Raw genomic sequence first — 19,351 nt, forward strand, 5'->3', positions numbered from 1 at the left:
GGCAGTGGCGCAATGGGAGGCGGCGAGGGGACAGGGAGGTGGCGCTGCGACTGCGTTCAAAGGCTTTTGCAGATTCGTATAACCTACGCATCGACCGGAAAAAGCTTCAAAAACTGCCGGTCGCCCTCCGGCGAAAACAGGATCGAGCGGCTTTCCGCCGTGCGCCGCGCCCAGCCCTTATCGAGGAAGCTTGAAAGCAGGGCCTTGCCGAGACTGCCGGCGAGGTGGGCGCGTCTTTCGCTCCAGTCGAGGCAGGAGCGGCAGAGCGGCCGGCGCGAGGATCTGAGGTCACCAACATTGATGCCGATGCATTGGAGATCGCTTTCGCCCTTTTCCATCAGCGCCAGGCCGTCTCCGACCGCGTCGATCGCGCCTGATGCAATCAGGCTGTCGAGCATGCGCACGCCGTAATCGCCGGCAAGATGATCGTAGCAGATACGCGCCTTGCGCAGCGCCGGCTCTTTCGGCCCCGGCTGGTGGCGCAGATGCCCGCGCCCGGCGGCAAAGCCCATCATGCTTTCGATCAGCCGGGCGACGGCCTCGTCGGCCAGCGTGAAATAACGGTGGCGCCCTTGCTTGCGCTGGGCTAGCAACCCGCCGGCCTCGAGCTTGGCGAGATGCGTGCTCGCCGTCTGCACGGTGATGCCGCCGACGCCGGCAAGCTCGGTCGCCGTCAGCGCCCGGCCGCCGGTCAGCGCCGCCAGCATGTTGGCGCGCGCCGGATCACCGATGAGCGCGCCGATCTGCGCAATGTCTGGACCTTCCTTCATAGTTCGATCGTAACCGAAGCATCGCCGTCAGGCAACGTGCGAAAACGGATGAAGAGCCAAAGGAGAAAACCATGATCACCTGCTTCATCCGTTACGAAATCGACCCATTCAAGAAGGAGGCGTTTGCCGACTATGCCCGCAACTGGGGCCAGGCAATTCCGCGAAACGGCGCCGACTTGATCGGCTATTTCGGCCCGCACGAGGGATCGGCAACGACCGCTTACGGCGTCTACAATATCGAAAGCCTCGCCGCCTACGAAGCCTATCGCGCCAGGCTGGCTGCCGACCCGCTCGGCCGTGAGAATTATGAATTTGCCAGACGCGAAGGCTTCATCCTCAAGGAGGATCGCATCTTCCTCAAAAATGTCTCCGCCCCTCACGCCAAGCTGGTGCTGCCATGATCGCCGTCATCTTCGAAGTCGTGCCCTATATGGGCGAACGCCACAAATATCTGGATCTCGCCGGCGAGTTGCGCGGCGAACTCGAAAAGATCGACGGCTTCATCTCGATCGAGCGTTTCGAGAGCCTGACGACGCGCGGCAAGCTGCTGTCGCTCTCCTTCTTCCGAGACGAGGCGGCGGTGAAGGAGTGGCGCAATCTCAAGTCTCACCGGGCAGCCCAGCAGGCCGGCCGCGGCGGCATCTTCGCCGATTATCGGCTGCGGATCGCCAGTGTGGTGCGCGATTACGGCATGTTCGAACGCGACGAAGCGCCGGGTGACAGCCGCAGGGTTCACGACGCGGCGTGACGCGTGGCGTCCAATCCGCCCCGTTCGTTACGCATTGGCGCATCGGTTGGCGTGACAACGAATTTATTTCATCTATCAAATTGAAGGATATGCTACCGACAGCCAAAATCTCTAACCGGATGGGAAAGCCAAATCGTGTGGGCGTCAAGGATAATAAAATTTACGTGGGTGGTTATATTTTCCTTTATTTCCATTGTCTTAGCGCTCCTCATAATTTCGACCATTATGATGTTCATCCAGAATCCTGATTTCATTGGAGTTACATTCCCAGAGCGGGCAATCTCGGATGCTGCGCGCTTGACCAACGGCAGTCAAAACGAAATCGAAGGAGAATGCAGCATAAAGGGCAGCTATTTTGAGAAGAGCGTTAGCTGCGACATGAGAAGAATTCAGGATGGTAAAATAACAGACACTATATTGCTGGAATATACGCTGATGTTTGACTCGATAACGAGTATTGCCAATGTCAGGGAAAATCTAGAATAGAAAGATAGCTGACGCCGTTGAACCTCAGTTCAGCCGCGACGGGCTCAGGCCATCTCAGCCCAGTTTGCCCGACTGCCACCCGAAAAAATTCCCGAAATCGGCCAGCGCTTCAGGCTTTGGTAACTAAGTTGCGTAACCATAACGGACAGTTAAGCGTAGAGCGTGAGTGAGTATTTAAATGGCATCAGTTTTTCCGCTTGCCGACCTCAAGGCTTCCGTCAAGTCGGATTCCCGGCCGGGATCCCGGTCGGATTCATGGGTCGACACGATCATCAAGGGCGATTGCGTCAGCGCCCTTGAGGCTTTGCCCAGCCACTCCGTCGATATCATCTTTGCCGATCCGCCGTATAATCTCCAGCTCGGCGGTACGCTGCATCGTCCCGATCAGTCGCTGGTCGATGCGGTCGACGACGAATGGGATCAGTTCGCCTCCTTCGAGGCCTATGACGCTTTTACCCGCGCCTGGCTGCTGGCTTGCCGCCGGGTGCTGAAACCATCAGGCTCGATCTGGGTGATCGGCTCCTATCACAATATCTTCCGCGTCGGTGCCACGCTGCAGGATCTGAATTTCTGGATCCTCAACGACATCATCTGGCGCAAGACCAACCCGATGCCGAATTTCAAGGGCCGCCGTTTCCAGAACGCCCATGAGACGATGATCTGGGCAAGCCCCAGCGCCAAGGCCAAGGGCTATACCTTCAATTACGATGCGCTGAAGGCCGCCAATGACGACGTGCAGATGCGCTCCGATTGGCTCTTCCCGATCTGCAGCGGCGGTGAGCGGCTAAAGGGCGAGGACGGCAAGAAGGCCCATCCGACGCAGAAGCCGGAAGCGCTGCTTGCCCGCGTCATCATGGCCTCGACCAAGCCCGGCGATATCGTGCTCGATCCCTTCTTCGGCTCGGGAACGACGGGTGCCGTCGCCAAGCGCCTCGGCCGCCACTTCGTCGGCATCGAGCGCGAGCAGGATTATATCGATGCGGCCGCAGCCCGCATCGCCGCCGTCGAGCCGCTCGGCAAGGCGGAACTAACCGTCATGACCGGCAAGAAGGCCGAAGTCCGTGTCGCCTTCAACGTGCTGGTTGAAAGCGGCCTGATCAAGCCCGGCCAGGTGCTGACCGACGCCAAGCGCCGTTATAGCGCAATTGTCCGCGCCGACGGCACCGTGGCTTCCGGCGGCGAGGCCGGCTCCATTCATCGTCTCGGCGCCAAGGTGCAGGGTCTCGATGCATGCAACGGATGGACCTTCTGGCATTTCGAAGACGGGCAGTCCCTGCGCCCGATCGACGATCTCAGGTCCGTCATCCGCAGTGATCTTGCAAAGGCGGAGTGAGCAGCGCCTTCGCGAGATCGAAATACCTTCTTCCGGTTTCCTCCAGTTGCGGAAGAAGACCAAGGCGCCCGGGGTCAAACCCGGGCGTCCTCTATTCAAGAATACCATTTTCAGAAGTCGCGATAATCGGTGACCTCGACCCTTGTGACGCGGCCTTCCGCGTTGAAGATGATCGTCTCCTCACCCTCGCGGATCAGCGGCTTGCCCGTCTTGCTGTGGGTGGCGCGCACCGACCAGACCGACCGGCCGGAGAGCGGCGTCAATGTTTCCACCAGCGAATTTTCCGCCGTTTGATCGGGATAGTCGTCGAAATAATGCCGGAAGGCAGCCATGATCTCAGCCCGTCCGGTGAGATCGCCGACGCCGTTCGAGACATAGGTCGCATCCTCGGCGAAATAATTCTCGATCGCCGGAAAATCGAGGGCGTTGATCGCGGCGTGGAAGAGTTCGATTTGCTTTGCCGGGTCGAAAGCCATGGGTTTCAGACCTTCACCCCATAGCCGGCGAGATCGCTGCGCAATTTGTCGGCGCCCGAAAACAGCACCGCATTCCAGCCGAAGGCCTTGGCGCCCTCGACATTAACAGGCGCGTCGTCGATGAAGATCGTCGCTGCCGGATCGAGGCCGAAGCTTTTCGTATGCGTCTCGTAGATGGCGATATCGGGCTTGATCAGACCGACATCGCCGGAAACGGTGACGCCGCGCGGTTTGGTCAGGAAGGGGAAGCGTTGCTGCGCCTCGCGGAACGTGTCGGAGGCGAAGTTGGTCAGCATCGTCACGTCGCGCCCCTGGGCAATCAGCCCTTCCATGATCGCTACGCTGTCGTCATAGGCGTGCGGCACCATCTCGTGCCAATATTTGCGGAAGGCCCGGATATGCTCTTCGCGGGCAGGGTGCTGTTTTATCAGCAGCGCTTCGGCCTCCGCCCATGTGCGGCCGCGGTCCTGCTCGATGTTCCAGTCATGGGTGCAGATATTGGCGAAGAACCAGTGGCGCTCGGCCTCATCGGGGATGAGGCGGCTGAAAGGGAGATGCGGATCGTAATGAATTAGGACTTTGCCGATGTCGAAAACGATATGTCTTATGTCGGTGGTCATGGTCATCCCTTGGATGTTTTAAACGCGAGAGGAATAGCCGCTGCGATCGCTTTTTTCATGATGGTTGGTAAGGCCTGGGCTTCAAGATTTGTAACCGGCTCCCACCATCCGTCATTCGTGCCGTCATCCATGGCAACCTTGGCAGCGATGGCCGCACGCCAGATCGAAAGCCTGAGCTCGAAATGGGTGAAGACATGGATGACGGTGCCAGCGGCCTGCCATGCCGCTTCGAAGGGCGCGGCGGCAGCTGAGGTTTCGCCGTCGATGCGCGCCGTCCACGCCGTCGTCGGCACCTCGGTCATGCCGCCGAGCAGGCCGCTGTCGATGCGCCGTCTGAGCAGGATCTCGCCGTCACCTGTTACCGCGATGAAGGCCGCGCCATATCTGACCGGCTTCTCCTTCTTCGCCGCCTTGACCGGAAAGAGCTCCGGATCGGAAAGCTTCAGCGCCGCGCAGGCACCGCGGAACGGACAGAGCGAACAGGCCGGCCGCTTCGGCGTGCAGATCGTGGCACCCAGATCCATCATCGCCTGGGCGAAATCGCCGGGCCGATCGGCGGGCGTCAACAGCGCCACCTTCTCCTTCATCGCCGGCTTTGCGGCCGGAAGCGGCGTGTCGATCGCATAGAGCCTGGAGATCACCCGCTCGACATTGCCGTCCATGACTGCCGCCTGGCGGTTGAAGGCGATGGCCGCGACGGCGGCGGCCGTATAGTCGCCGATGCCGGGGAGCGACTTGAGACCCTCTTCGGTATCGGGAAAGATGCCGCCATGCTCTTTCGCCACCGCTTCGGCGCATTTCTTCAGGTTGCGGGCCCGCGCGTAATAGCCAAGCCCCGCCCAGGCGGCCATCACCGCGTCGGTCTCCGCCGCGGCAAGATCGGTCACCTGAGGCCAACGCTGCAGAAACTTTTCGAAATAGGGTTTGACCGCCTGCACCGTCGTCTGCTGCAGCATCACCTCGGACAGCCAGACGCGATAGGGATCGGGTTTGACGCCGCGGGCCGCCATGCCGGGCGAGACGCGCCAGGGCAGCTCGCGGTGGTGGCGATCGTACCAGTCGAGCAGGGGCTTGGCTGAGGGCGTGTCGAGTGTGGTGATCGTCATGATTTGCCGCGATGGGGGGAAGTACCTATACTTGGCGAAGCAATGCCGCGCGATCAAGTCGCCAATACGAATTGGCGTGCGAATTGGTGGCGTCGCTGAAGGGTTTCGATGAGTTATCCACGCAAAGGTGCAAAGCAGATTTCCGAGCTGGCGAACGGGCTGATCGATCCCGTGCTTGCCCGGCGCGCCGGCATCAACACGGCGCTGCTCGGCTCGTGGAGCGAAATTGCCGGCGAGGATTTCGCCGATTGTACCCGGCCGGAAAAGATCGCCTGGGCCCGCGGCGGCAATGAGACCGGCGGCTTCCGCCCCGGCGTACTGACGATTGCCTGCGAAGGCGCGCGTGCACTTTTCCTCACCCATGCCCAGGGAGAACTCATCCAGCGCATCAACAGCTTCTTCGGCTTTGCCGCCGTCCACCAGATCCGCATCGTCCAGAAGCCGGTCTCACAAGCCACCCGCCGCTCCCGCACCCCGCCGCCGCTGAAGGGCGAAGCCGCCCGCAAGCTCGAAGGCATGATGGAGGGGATAGAGAACGACAAGCTGCGCCAGGCGATCCAGCGTTTGGGGACCGCGGTGATGGGGAAGCGGGGGAATCAACGCTGATGAGCAAAACGCCCTATCTCCGCATGCTTAGTTTTTTGATCCTGCTTCGACAAGCTCGCGGGTAACAGCAAATTCCATCCTGCCCGAGACAGAGCTATAAGGCTCGCACTGTGTGATCGCATCAGCGATCAACGGGGCTGCGGTTTTTTCCCATTCGGATGGTGGAGTGCGGAAGTTGATGGATAAAAAGTCGGCAGATCCATCCTTGATGACCGCTACAATCAGGAAGCTATAAGCACTCGGCGCGTCCGCAGGCAGCTTTAGACATTTAAGCATCTGAAAACAATACTACCGCTGTCTTCAGCCGCGAGCACGCTCTTGACGTTTATGGCCAATGCGACAGATGCAATAAGAACGTAATAGAGAAAAGTCTTCGTCAAAGAATGCATTAAAATATCCCTCTGAACAGTCGTCTGCTATACTTGTATCGCAGACGGGAGAAAAATCATGCTGGTCTTGCAGTTGCCCACTGATATCGAAACGCGGCTGATTGAGCTTTCGAGGCGTACCGGCCGCAGCAAGAGTTTCTATGTGCGTCAAGCCATCCTTGCGCATCTCGACGACGTCGAAGATATCTATCTTGCCGAAAGGCGCCTCGAAGAACTTCGCCGCGATGAGGGCGATACGGTGCCGCTGGCCGAGCTGACGGCGCGTTATAGCGCGGAAGATTGAGTTTCATCTCGATCAGCCGAACGCCAGCTTGAAAAGCTTAGGCGTGAAGTGTGACTTGAACTCTGTCACAGGCGTATTACACTGTAATCACTTGATAGGAGTGAACAGGAATGCGCAGCAGCAAACCCATTACGGTTACGCTCGGCAGTCAGCAGAAAAGCCTAGAAGGACGGCTGCAATCGGGCGCCTATAGTTCGGCGAGCGAGGTCATTCGCGCCGCATTGCGTGCGCTCGACCGGGAAGAGGATGCGATCGACGAAATCATGCGTCTGAAAATCCGCGAGGCGATCGATGATCCGGGTTCGGATATCGATGCCGATGTGGTCTTCGAGCGGCTCGAACGTCTGCATGCCGAGCGGATGAAGGCTGAGGATGGTGGCGCTTAAGGTTGTATTTCGTCCTAGAGCGGAGAAGGATCTGCTCGATATCTACGCATTCATCGCTGCGGACAATTCTATGGCGGCGATGGAATTCATCCGCCGGCTGAGGCAGATCTGTCATGGTCTGGAAGACATGCCGGAAAGGGGAGCGCCGCGCGAGGATTTTGCCCCGGGGGTTCGCATTCTGGTTTTCGAGCGGCGTGTGACGATCGCCTACCGGGTCGTGAAGGATCGGGTACAGATATTGAGGCTGTTCTACGCCGGCCGGAATACGCCTTCGGCTTTCCGCGAAAACTGAGAATCGCTCATTTCGGAACGCGACGTCCGCTTTCGGTCCCACCACGGTCACAATTCTTTGAAGGAAGTTGGTGAACCGTGCCTTGTGAGTGGCCGCCAGCCGTTATATCGCACAGTCATGCCGTCAATCTTATTAGTTATGGGGAATCCATGCAGATGTCCGAAATGCAACTGACGAAACGCCGCCTGCTCAGCGGTATCGCCATCGCCGCCGCTGCCGTAGCGCTTGTCGCCTGCAACGACAGCAAGGACGCTGCCGATGCTTCGTCCTCCGGTAAGACCATGGCTGATGGCACCAATGTCGACACCATGCAGACGGCAGCTACCTCGGCGACCGAAATGCCGGAGTCCGACGGCGATGTCGACATGGCCGAAGTGCTGAAGCCCGGCGTGCTGCCGGAAATGGCGCTCGGCAAGGCCGATGCCCCGGTCAAGATCGTCGAATACATGTCGATGACCTGCCCGCATTGCGCCCATTTCCACAACACCGTCTTCGACACGATCAAGCAGAAATATGTCGACAGCGGCAAGGTGCAGTTTATCATCCGCGAATTCCCCTTCGACCCGCGCGCCGCCGCTGCCTTCATGCTCGCCCGCTGCAATTCTTCCAATCCGGAGCAGTTGAGCACGCCGGAACAGTATTTCCCGATGGTTTCCATGCTCTTCAAGCAGCAGCAGGTCTGGGCCGCCGCCGATGATGGCCGCGCCGCACTGCTGCAGATGTCGAAGCTTGCCGGATTTACTGAGGATAGCTTCACGAAATGCTTGACGAACCAGAAGCTTCTGGATGAAGTGAACGCCACGCGGGAAAGAGGTTCCAAGGATTTCGGCGTCAACGCCACCCCGACTTTCCTGATCAATGGCAAGCGCTACTCTGGAGACATGCCGGTTGACACTTTGTCGAAGCTCATCGACAGCCTGCTCTGAACCGGATCGTTTCGATAGAACGGGCGACGGCGAAAGCCGCGCGCCCGTTTTTTCGTGGCTGCATGACGAGCCCGCCCCGCGCTGCGGAGCGGCTGCATGAAGTTCAACAAGCTGCGCCTGGTCGGCTTCAAATCCTTCGTCGAGCCGACGGAATTCATTATCGAGCGGGGACTGACCGGCGTCGTCGGCCCGAACGGCTGCGGCAAGTCGAACCTCGTCGAGGCGCTGCGCTGGGTGATGGGCGAAAATTCCTACAAGAACATGCGCGCCTCCGGCATGGACGACGTGATCTTCTCGGGTTCCGGCAACCGCCCGGCGCGCAATACCGCGGAGGTGGCGCTCTATCTCGATAATGCCGAGCGCACCGCGCCTGCCGCCTTCAACGACAGCGACGAGATCCAGGTCACCCGCCGCATCGAGCGCGAACAGGGTTCGCTCTATCGCATCAACGGCAAGGAAAGCCGCGCCAAGGACGTGCAGCTGCTGTTTGCCGACGCTTCCACCGGCGCGCGTTCGCCGTCGATGGTCGGGCAGGGGCGCATCGGCGAGCTGATCCAGGCCAAGCCGCAGGCCCGCCGCCAGCTGCTGGAAGAGGCGGCCGGCATTTCCGGCCTGCATTCCCGCCGCCACGAGGCCGAGCTGCGGCTGCGCGCCGCCGAAGGCAATCTCGAGCGCCTCGACGACGTCACCTCGCAGCTCGAAAGCCAGATCGAAAGCCTGAAGCGCCAGGCGCGCCAGGCAAACCGCTTCAAGACTCTGTCTGCCGATATCCGCGCCCGCGAGGCGATGCTGCTGCATATCCGCTGGGTGCAGGCCAAGGAAGCCGAGGCCGAGGCCGACAGCGCCTTGAACCAGGCGACCTCCGTCGTCGCTGAAAAGGCGCAGATGCAGATGGAGGCGGCGAAGAACCAGGCTGTCGCCAGCTTGAAGCTGCCGGAACTGCGCGAGGGCGAGGCGCGTGCGGCCGCAGCCCTGCAGCGCCTGCAGATCGCCAGAAGCCAGCTGGAGGAAGATGCCGGCCGCATCCTGCGCCGCCGCGACGAGCTGACCCGCCGTCTCGCCCAGCTTGCCGAGGATATAAGCCGCGAGCAGCGGCTGGTGGCCGACAATGCCGTCATCCTGGCAAGGCTCGATGCCGAAGAGGCGGAGATTTCAGAAATCCTCGCCGATTCCGGCCGTTATGCCGAGGAAACCCGCGAGACCTTCGAGGGCGCGGCGGCAAAACTTGCCGATAGCGAGCGCATCTTCACCCAGCTGACGGCCGAGCGCGCCGAGGCTGCCGCCGGCCGCAACCAGCTGGAACGCGCCATCCGCGATCTCACGGACCGGCGGATGCGCCTCGAACGGCAGATGGACGAGGCAAACCAGGAACTGTCAGCCATCGGCGAGAAGATATCAGGCCTGCCTGATCCCGACGAGAAACGCGCCATCGTCGAAGCCGGCGAGATCGCCGTCGCCGATGCGGAGGCCGCGGTGCAGGCGGTCGACCAGGCGCTTGCCGCGGCCCGCCAGACCGAGGCGCTGTCGCGTGCGCCGGTCGATCAGGCCCGTTCGAGCCTGAATGCGTTGGAAACCGAGGCCCGCACCATTTCCCGCATGCTCGCCGCCGGTGCTGCGGCCGGCAAATTTCCGCCGGTTGCCGACGAGCTGAAGGTCGATCGCGGCTTCGAGACGGCGCTGGGTGCTGCCCTCGGCGACGATCTGGAATCGCCGCTCGATGCCGAGGCGCCGGCCCATTGGTCAGACAATGGCGATGGTGCTGCCGATCCGGCGCTTCCATCCGGTGTTGCGCCGCTGCTTGCCCATGTCCGCGCGCCGGCGGCACTGACCCGCCGCCTTCGCCAGATCGGCCTGGTCGCGGAAGGCGATGCGGAGCGGCTGATGGCGGCGCTGAAGCCCGGCCAGCGGCTGGTGACGAAAGAGGGCGCCGTCTATCGCTGGGACGGCCATGTCACCGGTGCCGATGCCCCGAGTGCGGCGGCACTGCGCCTTGCCCAGAAGAACCGCCTGGCCGAGCTCGAAGGTGAAGCCGTCCTTGCTCGCGACGTGCTTGCCGAAGCCGAAGAGCGGCAGACAGCCGCTGCCGAAGCGATCCGCGCCGAGGAGCGCCGGCTTGCCGAGGCGCGCGACATGAGCCGCCTGTCGGCGCGTCATTTGGCCGAAGCGCGCGACGCTCTCGCTTCCGCCGAGCGTGCCTCCGGCGATCTGATCCGCCGCCGCGATGTCGTCAGTGAGGCTGCCAGCCAGCTGCGGTCGCAGCTGGAGGAGATTGCTATCCAGGAAGAGACTGCCCGCATCGAGCTGGAGGACGCGCCCGATCTGACTGCGATCGACGAGCGGCTGCGGTTCCAGCAGGCGGAAGTTGCGACCGATCGCGGCGCGCTGGCCGAAAGCCGCGCCCGCCATGAAAGCCTGGCGAGGGAAAACGAGGCCCGCCAGCGCCGCATCATGGCGATCGGCCAGGAGCGCGAGACCTGGCGCCAGCGGGCGGCAAGTGCTGAAGACCATGTTGCGACACTGCGCGAACGTGAGGAAGAGGCGCGCGACGAGGCAGCCGAGCTCGAACTGGCGCCGGATGAATTCGACGACAAGCGCCGCGCTTTGCTCAGCGAATTGCAGAAGGCCGAGGAGGCCCGCCGCCAGGCGAGCGACCTTCTGGCCGAGGCCGAACGCATCCAGCGCGAGGCCGACCAGAAGGCGACGACGGCCTTGTCGGAACTTGCCGAATGCCGTGAACGCCGCGGCCGCGCCGAGGAGCGCCTGGTTTCGGCTCGCGAGAAGCGGCAGGAAAGCGAAGGCCGCATCCGCGAGGTCCTGAACGTCGCGCCGCATGAGGCGCTGCAGCTGACCGGCCGTCCGACCATGCAGGCGCTTCCCGATCCGCGCGAAGTCGAGCGCGAGCTGGAACGCCTGAGGATCGAGCGCGAGCGGCTCGGCGCCGTCAACCTGCGCGCCGACGAGGAACAGAAGGAGCTGAGCGAAAAGCTCGAAGCGCTGATCAAGGAGCGCGACGACGTCATCGACGCGATCCGCAAGCTGCGCGGCGCCATCCAGAGCCTCAACCGCGAGGGCCGCGAACGGCTGATCGCCGCCTTCGACATCGTCAACGCCCAGTTCCAGCGGCTGTTCACCCATCTTTTCGGCGGCGGCACCGCCGAACTGCAGCTGATCGAATCCGACGATCCGCTGGAAGCCGGCCTCGAAATCCTCGCCCGCCCGCCCGGCAAGAAGCCGCAGACCATGACGCTGCTCTCCGGCGGCGAACAGGCGCTGACGGCGATGGCGCTGATCTTTGCGGTGTTCCTCACCAATCCGGCGCCGATCTGCGTGCTCGACGAAGTGGACGCGCCGCTCGACGACCACAATGTCGAGCGCTACTGCAATCTGATGGACGAAATGGCCGCCTCCACCGAAACCCGCTTCGTCATCATCACCCACAATCCGATCACCATGGCCCGCATGAACCGCCTGTTCGGCGTCACCATGGCCGAGCAGGGCGTCTCCCAGCTCGTCTCCGTCGACCTGCAAATGGCCGAGCGCCTGCGCGAGATTGCCTGAGGTTTTCGTGAGGAGAGCCTTTGCGGTCTCTCTTGGCGTTAGGGAAGGGCGATATTTCTTATTTTCACGGTCCGGCAGTGCTCGCGGTGTGGATCCTCGGGTCAAGCCCGAGGATGACGGAGGGTGGGGAACCTGCTGACCAAGACAATGCTCCGGGCGTTTCCCCTCTTGCCATCGCGCCCTCCGTCTCCGTCATGCTCGGGCTTGACCCGAGCATCCACGTCGACGCCGAGCGCCGACGCAATTTCAGCAAAGCTATGGCGCGGCTTCGCGCCTAGAAATTGCGTAAAATCAAAGGTCAAGCAATAAACACCAAAAAAGGTCGGCTCTCTTGCCGTCTGTACCCCATTTGGGTGATGCTCTTTTCGCTGACTTGCATTAGAAGTTGTTTCAACGCAACCTAATTACTCTGCTGGAAAGCGGGCGACCAGAGGTTGCGCATTGTCGAATTTGCGTGCGGTTTTCCGGGCGAGGGCAAGAACCGGAAACCGAGAGCAAATCTTGGGAAGTAGCGATCTATTTTCTCAGGAATTGCGTATGACGAGGTCAGAGCGGTTCTGTTTTTCAAAAAGCTGAGCCGTTCCTGGGTTGAGGGACCCCCCGTCCGGTTTTCCTGGCCGGACGGAAACAAGGCTTTGCGGGACATTGTTGCAGTCCCGCAAAGCTTTTTTTGTGCCTTTTTTCATGTCAGCCATGTTTCAAACGTTTTGACCGCCGGCTGCCGCAAGATTTATTGTGCAACGCAACATTTTGCCGCATTTGTCGATTTTCATTTCAACTCCAAGGGATTAAGCTAATCCCTAAGTTAGTTGACAGACGTCGCTCCCTACTCGGCGTCATCCTCGGCCTTGTGCCGAGGATCTGCTGCGCATCAACCGGTAGCAGATACTCGGGACAAGCCCGAGCATGACGAAAGAGGGCGCAGCGTTGTCGGCAGTCTGAGGGATTAAGCTGATCCCTTTGTGGTGTTGGGGGGAAGATGACCAAGTGGGTCTATAGGTTCGGCGACGGGCAGGCTGAGGGCCGGGCGCGCGATCACGAGATTCTGGGCGGCAAGGGCGCCAATCTCGCGGAAATGTGCGCGCTCGGACTTCCGGTGCCGCCGGGGCTGACGATCGTCAGCGACGCCTGCAACACCTATTACAAGAACGGCCGCCACATCGAGAATGCGGTGAAGGCCGAGGTGCGCGCCGGCATATCGGCGATCGAGGCAATCACCGGCCGCCATTTCGGCTCTGTCAGCCAGCCGCTGCTCTTATCGGTGCGCTCCGGCGCCCGCGTCTCGATGCCGGGCATGATGGACACGGTGCTCAATCTCGGCCTCAACGACGAGACCGTGCAGGCGCTCGGCCACGATGCCGGCGATGCGCGTTTTGCCTGGGACAGCTACCGCCGCTTCATCCAGATGTATGCCGATGTCGTCATGGGTCTCGGCAACGATGCCTTCGAGGAGATCCTGGAAGACGAGAAGGCCAAGCTCGGCCATGAATTTGATACCGAGCTCAGCGCCTCGGAATGGCAGCATATCGTCTCTCTCTACAAGAAGCTGATCGAGGAGGAGCTGGAGCAGGAATTCCCGCAGGATCCCGAAGTCCAGCTTTGGGGTGCCGTCGGCGCCGTCTTTTCCAGCTGGATGAGCGCGCGCGCCGTCACCTATCGCCAGCTCCACAATATTCCGGAAGCTTGGGGCACAGCGATCAACATCCAGGCGATGGTCTTCGGCAATCTCGGTAATAGCTCCGCCACCGGCGTTGCCTTCACCCGCAACCCCTCGACCGGCGAGAGAGCGCTTTATGGCGAATTCCTGGTCAATGCCCAGGGCGAGGATGTCGTGGCCGGCATCCGCACGCCGCAAAGCATCACCGAGGATGGGCGAATTTCCTCCGGCTCCGAAAAACCCTCGATGGAAAAGCTGATGCCGGAGGCGTTCCGCGAGCTCTGCCGCATCTGCACCGACCTCGAGATCCATTACCGCGACATGCAGGATATCGAATTCACCATCGAGCGCGGCAAGCTCTGGATGCTGCAGACCCGCTCGGCCAAGCGCTCGACGCGGGCGGCAATGAAGATCGCCGTCGACATGGTCGACGAGGGCGTGATCACCGAGGACGAGGCGGTGCTGCGCATCGAGCCCTCCAGCCTCGACCAGCTGCTGCATCCGACGATCGATCCGCGCGTCACCCGCCAGGTGATCGGCTCCGGGCTGCCGGCCTCGCCGGGGGCTGCCACCGGCGCCATCGTCTTCACCGCCGAAGAGGCCGTCGAGGCGGAATCCGAGGGCCGCAAGGTCATCCTGCTCAGGGTTGAGACCAGCCCCGAGGATATTCACGGCATGCATGCCGCCGAAGGCATTCTGACCACCCGCGGCGGCATGACCAGCCATGCGGCGGTCGTTGCCCGCGGCATGGGCATCCCCTGCGTCGTCGGCGCCGGCACCATGCGCATCGACGCGCGCAACGAGCGGCTGCTCGGCGTCGGTGTCACGCTCAAGAAAGGCGATATCATCACCATCGACGGCTCGGCCGGCCAGGTGCTGAAGGGCGAAGTGCCGATGATCCAGCCGGAGCTGTCTGGCGATTTCGGCCGCATCATGGGCTGGGCCGACTGCGCCCGACGCATGACTGTGCGCACCAATGCCGATACGCCGGCCGATGCGCTGGCTGCCCGCTCCTTCGGCGCCGAAGGCATCGGCCTTTGCCGCACCGAACACATGTTCTTCGAGGGTGAGCGCATCCATGTGATGCGCGAGATGATCCTGGCCGTCGATGAGAAGGGCAGGCGGGTGGCGCTCGACAAGCTGCTGCCGATGCAGCGGCTGGATTTTACCGGCCTCTTCACCGTCATGCACGGCCTGCCGGTGACGATCCGCCTGCTCGATCCGCCGCTGCACGAATTCCTGCCTAAGACCGATGACGAGGTGGCCGAAGTCGCCTTCGCCATGGGCATGGAGGCATCCGTGCTTCGCCAGCGCGTCGACGCGCTGCACGAATTCAACCCGATGCTCGGCCATCGCGGCTGCCGGCTGGCGATCTCCTATCCCGAAATCGTCGAGATGCAGGCCCGCGCCATCTTCGAGGCGGCGGTGGCCGCAGCTAAGGAGACCGGGGCTGCCGTCGTGCCCGAGATCATGGTGCCGCTCGTTGGCCTCCGCACCGAGCTCGATTACGTCAAGGCGCACATCGATGCCGTCGCCGGCGACGTCATGCGCGAGGCAGGCATGAAGATCGATTATCTCGTCGGAACGATGATCGAGCTGCCGCGTGCGGCCCTTCGCGCCCATGTGATTGCCGAGGCCGCCGAATTCTTCTCCTTCGGCACCAACGACCTGACGCAGACCACCTTCGGCATTTCGCGCGACGACGCCTCGGCCTTCATCCCCACCTATCAGCGCAAGGGCATCATCGAGCACGATCCCTTCATCTCGCTGGATTTCGATGGTGTCGGTGAATTGATCAGCATCGCCGCCGAACGCGGCAGGCGGACCCGCAACGACATGAAGCTCGGCATCTGCGGCGAACATGGCGGCGACCCGGCCTCGATCCGCTTTTGCGAAACGATCGGCCTCGACTATGTCTCCTGCTCGCCCTTCCGCGTGCCGATCGCGAGACTGGCGGCAGCGCAGGCGGTGATTGCCGGCGGTCTGGACGAGATCAGGCGGGGTCCGAAGGACCTGCGGGCAACCGTGTAAAATAGCGGTGGAGTGTGGGGCAGGGCGCCCGGGTACTCAGTAACGATAGCGCCAACGATCGCGGTAAACGTAGGGGCCGTTCAGATCCCAGGCCATGCGGTTCATCATCTCAGCGCTCTGCGCCCGCGACTCGGCGCGCCGGTCGAGATCGATGCGCTGCAGGCAGGTGGCAAATCCATCCGTGCCGCGCCGGAAGCCATAGCTCAGGCACCGCTGCTCATCCGCCGCCCGCCGCTCCTCCGGCGTCATCGTCTGGCAGGCCGAGAGCCCGGCGACGATGGCGGCTAGGGCGGTGACGAGAAGACGAATGCGCATTGGTGTGTTCCTTGGAATGCATTTCCCTGAGGAAAGGCCATTCGGGCGAGGGCGTCAAGCCGCTCTTGGCGGAGATCGCTGAGTGCTGGGTGATGACGTGAGCCATGTGCCGTGCGGCCCCCTCATCCGACCCTTCGGGCCACCTTCTCCCCGCTGGGGAGAAGGGAATATGCCGCAACGTCTCGATGCCCTCTTCTCCCCTCGGGGAGAAGGTGCCCGTAGGGCGGATGAGGGGGCTGCCCGGCACGCCATTCATTGCCCTTCGCCTGCACTCAGCGCATTTCGCGGCTTTGCCGCTCACCCCTCACGCCGCCCCAGCCGGATCCCCGATCGGCAGCAGCGCCGGATTAAGCGGCGGATCCTGTGGGTTCTTCGTGTCGCCCGGGTCCTGTGCCGGCGTCAGCGGCGGTTTTTCCTGGATGCGGTCGGGAATGCCTGGCGTCGGCGTCGGGCCGCGCGGCGTATCGGCATTGGGTGTCGGGATCGGGTCTCTGTTCGGCATGAGTGCCTCCTTTTCCAAAAAGGAACGGCAGGCTTGGCACTTGGTTCCACTTTCGCCGAGGGCCATTCCTATGTATGAGGAAAGCATGGCCACTCCATGAGCGGCCGGAAACCTTGGAACGAGCATGGCCCTTCGCGATCGATTTTCGAAAAAACTGAACTGTCCGCAATGCGGCAATGAGGGCTTTGCCGAAGCCTCGGAAGTCGATGATCCCAAGCGCAAGCACCCGGATTTCAAGGTCGATCAGCTGCCGCGCGGCTTTGGCGTGCAGCGGCCTTCCAACCATCAGGAAAATTTCGTCATCAAGTGCGAATGCGGGCGCAAGTTCCCGTTCCGCAGCGTTGCGGAAGCCGCAGCCGAGCGCCGGTAGTTTTTCGGAGTAACAATGCTTCGCTTTTTCCTGCGCGTGATCGCCATCTTCGGACTTTCATTCAGTTCAGCCACTGCTACCAACGCCGAAGTCGCCGAGAAATTTCATGATGCCGTCCATGTGGGAGATGTCACGACGGTAAGAGCCATGCTTGCGGCGGATCCATCTCTCGCGACCTCCGCCGATGAAGATCGATTCCAGCCCATTCACCTTCTCGACATGTATTTCGAGGGGGAAATCCTGGAGCTTCTGCTTGCGAACGGAGCCGATATCAACGCCAGGAATGACGAGGGGATAACCATTCTCCACATCATCACCGACCCTGAGGCGGTGAATCTCCTCATAGAGAAGGGGGCTGACATCGAGGCTCGCGACAATCGCGGCCGAACGCCTCTTGTCGTCCAAATGCTCAACCGGCAGAATGGGCCTGATGTTATCGCCGCTCTTCTGGAGAACGGCGCAAATCCCAATGCCAAGGACGATAGCGGCGTGACAGCCTTGGATATTGCGCGGCAAAGTGGCGATGAGGACCTTATCGGCCTGATGAGAACCGGCACCAGGAATTGATGCCTGAGCTTTCCACGACCGCCCGTGCTTCGAACCTCAGATCCGCTCCAGCACCTCGATGAAGGCATCAGCAAAACGCACCAGCGGCGCGGTCTGTTCATCGGGCGCCTGCATGCGGATTTCGGTGCCGTTATCGTCGAGCAGCGCCAGCACGACGCGCATCTTCTGGCCGTCGCCTGGAATGCGCAGCACGGCGATGCGGCGGCAATCATCGATGAGGCCGCCGGCCGGAAGGTCGAACAGCAATTCGCCGCCGGAGCGTGCCGCCGCCTGGCGCACGGCCTCGCAGAAGCCGGCATCGCCGCCGGCATAACCTTCGAGCGAAAGTTCGAGCTCGAGCAGCTCCATCGGCAGCGTCGGCTCGGACTGGTGGTCGATCCCGCCAAGCGCAGACGCCTGCGGCCTTGCTGCCGTTTCGGGTGAAATCATCCCGTCTCTCCTCTGCATCTGGAGATGAAACCGCGGCAGAATGGCCTTTTTTTGACATATCAGCAAGGGCTTATGAAGAAGCCGCCGTTTCGCCATGGCCATCGCCGTGAATTCCAACGCAATGCTTCAGACAATAGTTTCAATTTAGCCGAATCTTGCCCCAGATCCGGATGATTTTAGGCCGGGCCGGCCTAAAATCTGAATCCGGATCTAAATCAAAGAATAGAGCATGATGTCGTCCGAAAACCGCTTCACACTTTTCGGCATCATGCTCTAAACAAGGTTGAGGCGATTTGCGTGGTCGAACGCGCGGGCGCTGACGAGCAACCGGTAAGTTTGATGGCCATCCGCTATGACCGCCCCGTTTCCAGCGCCGCCCGCTCTTCGCGGCTCATCGGGGCGTTTTCCCTGGTGCTGGCGCTGGCCGTGATGATCGCCCACCGCTTCGGCGGCCTCGCCACACCCTATCTGGTGCTGCTGTTGATTGCCGCCGCCGGCGGCGCGCTGCTGGCCGCCATGCTCGCAGCCCTCGGGCTGCGAAGCCTCTGGATGATCGGGGCTGAAGGCGGGCTGGCGGCGCTGGCGGCGCTGATCTATGCCGCTTTTCCGCTGGGGCTTGGCGCCTATGCCACCGAGCGTTACATGACGCTGCCTGATATCTATGACGTTTCCACCGATCTGGTCACCGCACCCGACTGGCTTTCGCAGCCGTATTTCGACCAGATCTGGCTGAAGCGCAAGGTGCAGGTGACGCCGGAGGATCGCGAAAAGCAGCTCGCCGCCTATCCCGAACTGACAGGCCGGCGTTATGAGGGCGCGCTCGACCGCGTGCTCGAAGCGGTGCGCAAGGTCGCCAAGATGAGCGGCATGACCATCACCAAAAGCAGTGGCGACACTGAGCCCGGCCGCGATCCCGAGGACAGACCGGTCAAGCCGCCGCAGGCCGGCGACGATGCCGTGGCCGATGCGCCCGATACCATCCCCGTGCCGACGCCGCGCCCCTATGACGACGGCGTCGCCAAGCTGATCCGCGGCGTCAACGGCGTGACGCTGCAGGGCACCACCCGCACGCTGATCCTCGGCCTGCGCTTCGATTTCATCATTCGGCTCCGCGAAGAGGCCGAAACCACCTTCGTCGACATCCGCGTCGCCTCCCGCTACGGCCAACACGACCTCGGCTTCAGCGCCGAAATCGCCGGCGATTATCTGAAGGCGCTGGATGCCGAGCTGTTGGGAATTGCGGGTGGGTGAGCCGCGGTGCCGCCAAAGGCGGCAGCAATCGATCCAGTGAATCGATTGCAGCGGCGAACGCCCTGAGCCCAAAGCGAAGGGCCGGGATACGGTGCGGCAAACTCGACAACCTTGTACCGCATCAAAGGAGGAGAGGGACTGCTGTGGGAAGCGATGTCGATTTTCTGAGTGTGTCTGACCAGGAGACCCTTGATGAATTCGGTTTCGTCAAAACTCTTTCAGGTGAGACTTATCTAAAATTTGTCGCCGG

At 61.7% G+C, this 19,351-nt stretch carries 21 protein-coding genes; 14 read left to right on the forward strand and 7 right to left on the reverse strand.

The window, feature by feature from the left end; genetic code table 11:
- Positions 1-83 precede the first annotated feature (83 nt).
- On the reverse strand, positions 84-770 hold the full coding sequence (locus tag FY112_RS10375; RefSeq protein WP_151518338.1) for a metalloregulator ArsR/SmtB family transcription factor: 687 nt from the start codon (positions 768-770) through the stop codon (positions 84-86).
- Positions 771-841: 71 nt separating this feature from the next.
- Here FY112_RS10375 and FY112_RS10380 point away from each other — a divergent pair, with 71 nt between their 5' ends.
- The 4 genes from FY112_RS10380 (at position 842) to FY112_RS10395 (ending at position 3,337) form a co-directional block, all read left to right on the forward strand.
- Positions 842-1,171 carry an NIPSNAP family protein gene (locus FY112_RS10380; protein ID WP_151518339.1) on the forward strand — a complete coding sequence of 110 codons (330 nt, stop codon included), beginning with the start codon at positions 842-844 and terminating at the stop codon, positions 1,169-1,171.
- Positions 1,168-1,518 (forward strand): antibiotic biosynthesis monooxygenase, encoded by a 351-nt coding sequence (locus tag FY112_RS10385; protein ID WP_131642490.1) that lies wholly within the window; start codon positions 1,168-1,170, stop codon positions 1,516-1,518. The genes FY112_RS10380 and FY112_RS10385 overlap by 4 nt, the downstream gene beginning before the upstream one ends.
- A 228-nt stretch (positions 1,519-1,746) precedes the next feature.
- Positions 1,747-2,004, forward strand: a complete 258-nt coding sequence (locus FY112_RS10390; protein WP_246622352.1) for a hypothetical protein — start codon at positions 1,747-1,749, stop codon at positions 2,002-2,004.
- 178 nt (positions 2,005-2,182) lie between these two features.
- Positions 2,183-3,337 (forward strand): site-specific DNA-methyltransferase, encoded by a 1,155-nt coding sequence (locus tag FY112_RS10395; protein WP_151518341.1) that lies wholly within the window; start codon positions 2,183-2,185, stop codon positions 3,335-3,337.
- Between the two features lie 110 nt (positions 3,338-3,447).
- Here the strand turns inward: FY112_RS10395 and FY112_RS10400 are convergent, their stop codons facing one another.
- From FY112_RS10400 to mutY, 3 genes are read right to left on the reverse strand one after another with little or no spacing between them, the layout of a single operon-like run.
- Positions 3,448-3,813: a nuclear transport factor 2 family protein gene (locus tag FY112_RS10400; protein ID WP_151518342.1), complete on the reverse strand. Its 366-nt coding sequence runs from the start codon at positions 3,811-3,813 to the stop codon at positions 3,448-3,450.
- A 5-nt stretch (positions 3,814-3,818) separates the two neighbouring features.
- Entirely contained in the window at positions 3,819-4,433 is a 615-nt protein-coding gene (locus FY112_RS10405) for an HAD family phosphatase (RefSeq protein ID WP_131642494.1), read from the reverse strand.
- Between the two features lie 2 nt (positions 4,434-4,435).
- Positions 4,436-5,539, reverse strand: a complete 1,104-nt coding sequence (gene mutY, locus FY112_RS10410; RefSeq protein WP_151518343.1) for an A/G-specific adenine glycosylase — start codon at positions 5,537-5,539, stop codon at positions 4,436-4,438.
- Between the two features lie 108 nt (positions 5,540-5,647).
- Between mutY and FY112_RS10415 the strand changes: the two genes are divergently transcribed.
- From FY112_RS10415 to ppdK, 7 genes are all read left to right on the forward strand, one after another.
- Positions 5,648-6,145, forward strand: coding sequence for a DUF721 domain-containing protein (locus tag FY112_RS10415; RefSeq protein ID WP_151518344.1), 498 nt, complete (start codon positions 5,648-5,650; stop codon positions 6,143-6,145).
- A 447-nt stretch (positions 6,146-6,592) separates the two neighbouring features.
- A complete protein-coding gene (locus FY112_RS10425; protein WP_151518345.1) occupies positions 6,593-6,817 on the forward strand; it encodes a TraY domain-containing protein in 225 nt (74 codons plus the stop codon).
- A gap of 110 nt (positions 6,818-6,927) precedes the next feature.
- A complete protein-coding gene (locus FY112_RS10430) occupies positions 6,928-7,203 on the forward strand; it encodes a type II toxin-antitoxin system ParD family antitoxin (protein WP_151518346.1) in 276 nt (91 codons plus the stop codon).
- On the forward strand, positions 7,190-7,495 hold the full coding sequence (locus tag FY112_RS10435) for a type II toxin-antitoxin system RelE/ParE family toxin (protein WP_033181354.1): 306 nt from the start codon (positions 7,190-7,192) through the stop codon (positions 7,493-7,495). Before FY112_RS10430 ends, FY112_RS10435 begins: the two co-directional genes overlap by 14 nt.
- Positions 7,496-7,644: 149 nt before the next feature.
- The gene (locus FY112_RS10440; RefSeq protein WP_020665237.1) at positions 7,645-8,421 is read left to right on the forward strand and encodes a DsbA family protein; all 777 of its coding nucleotides are present in this window, start codon (positions 7,645-7,647) and stop codon (positions 8,419-8,421) included.
- A 96-nt stretch (positions 8,422-8,517) separates the two neighbouring features.
- Positions 8,518-11,979, forward strand: coding sequence for a chromosome segregation SMC family protein (locus FY112_RS10445; RefSeq protein ID WP_151518347.1), 3,462 nt, complete (start codon positions 8,518-8,520; stop codon positions 11,977-11,979).
- 979 nt (positions 11,980-12,958) lie between these two features.
- Positions 12,959-15,667, forward strand: a complete 2,709-nt coding sequence (gene ppdK, locus FY112_RS10450; RefSeq protein ID WP_151518348.1) for a pyruvate, phosphate dikinase — start codon at positions 12,959-12,961, stop codon at positions 15,665-15,667.
- A 36-nt stretch (positions 15,668-15,703) separates the two neighbouring features.
- Here the strand turns inward: ppdK and FY112_RS10455 are convergent, their stop codons facing one another.
- Both FY112_RS10455 and FY112_RS10460 read right to left on the reverse strand, forming a co-directional pair.
- Positions 15,704-15,982 carry a hypothetical protein gene (locus FY112_RS10455; RefSeq protein WP_151518349.1) on the reverse strand — a complete coding sequence of 93 codons (279 nt, stop codon included), beginning with the start codon at positions 15,980-15,982 and terminating at the stop codon, positions 15,704-15,706.
- Between the two features lie 304 nt (positions 15,983-16,286).
- Complete coding sequence (locus FY112_RS10460; protein WP_065282354.1) at positions 16,287-16,484, reverse strand: hypothetical protein; 198 nt, start codon at positions 16,482-16,484, stop codon at positions 16,287-16,289.
- A 124-nt stretch (positions 16,485-16,608) separates the two neighbouring features.
- On the opposite strand from FY112_RS10460, the gene FY112_RS10465 reads away from it, so the two are divergent.
- The gene (locus FY112_RS10465; protein ID WP_003546063.1) at positions 16,609-16,854 is read left to right on the forward strand and encodes a hypothetical protein; all 246 of its coding nucleotides are present in this window, start codon (positions 16,609-16,611) and stop codon (positions 16,852-16,854) included.
- Positions 16,855-16,890: 36 nt separating this feature from the next.
- Positions 16,891-17,421, forward strand: a complete 531-nt coding sequence (locus FY112_RS10470; RefSeq protein WP_246700648.1) for an ankyrin repeat domain-containing protein — start codon at positions 16,891-16,893, stop codon at positions 17,419-17,421.
- Positions 17,422-17,457: 36 nt separating this feature from the next.
- Here the strand turns inward: FY112_RS10470 and FY112_RS10475 are convergent, their stop codons facing one another.
- Entirely contained in the window at positions 17,458-17,850 is a 393-nt protein-coding gene (locus FY112_RS10475; RefSeq protein WP_151518351.1) for a hypothetical protein, read from the reverse strand.
- A 339-nt stretch (positions 17,851-18,189) separates the two neighbouring features.
- On the opposite strand from FY112_RS10475, the gene FY112_RS10480 reads away from it, so the two are divergent.
- A complete protein-coding gene (locus tag FY112_RS10480) occupies positions 18,190-19,101 on the forward strand; it encodes a DUF1499 domain-containing protein (RefSeq protein ID WP_151518352.1) in 912 nt (303 codons plus the stop codon).
- Positions 19,102-19,351 lie beyond the last annotated feature (250 nt).

The organism is Rhizobium sp. PEPV16 (assembly GCF_008919455.1).
Lineage (GTDB): Bacteria > Pseudomonadota > Alphaproteobacteria > Rhizobiales > Rhizobiaceae > Rhizobium > Rhizobium leguminosarum_Q.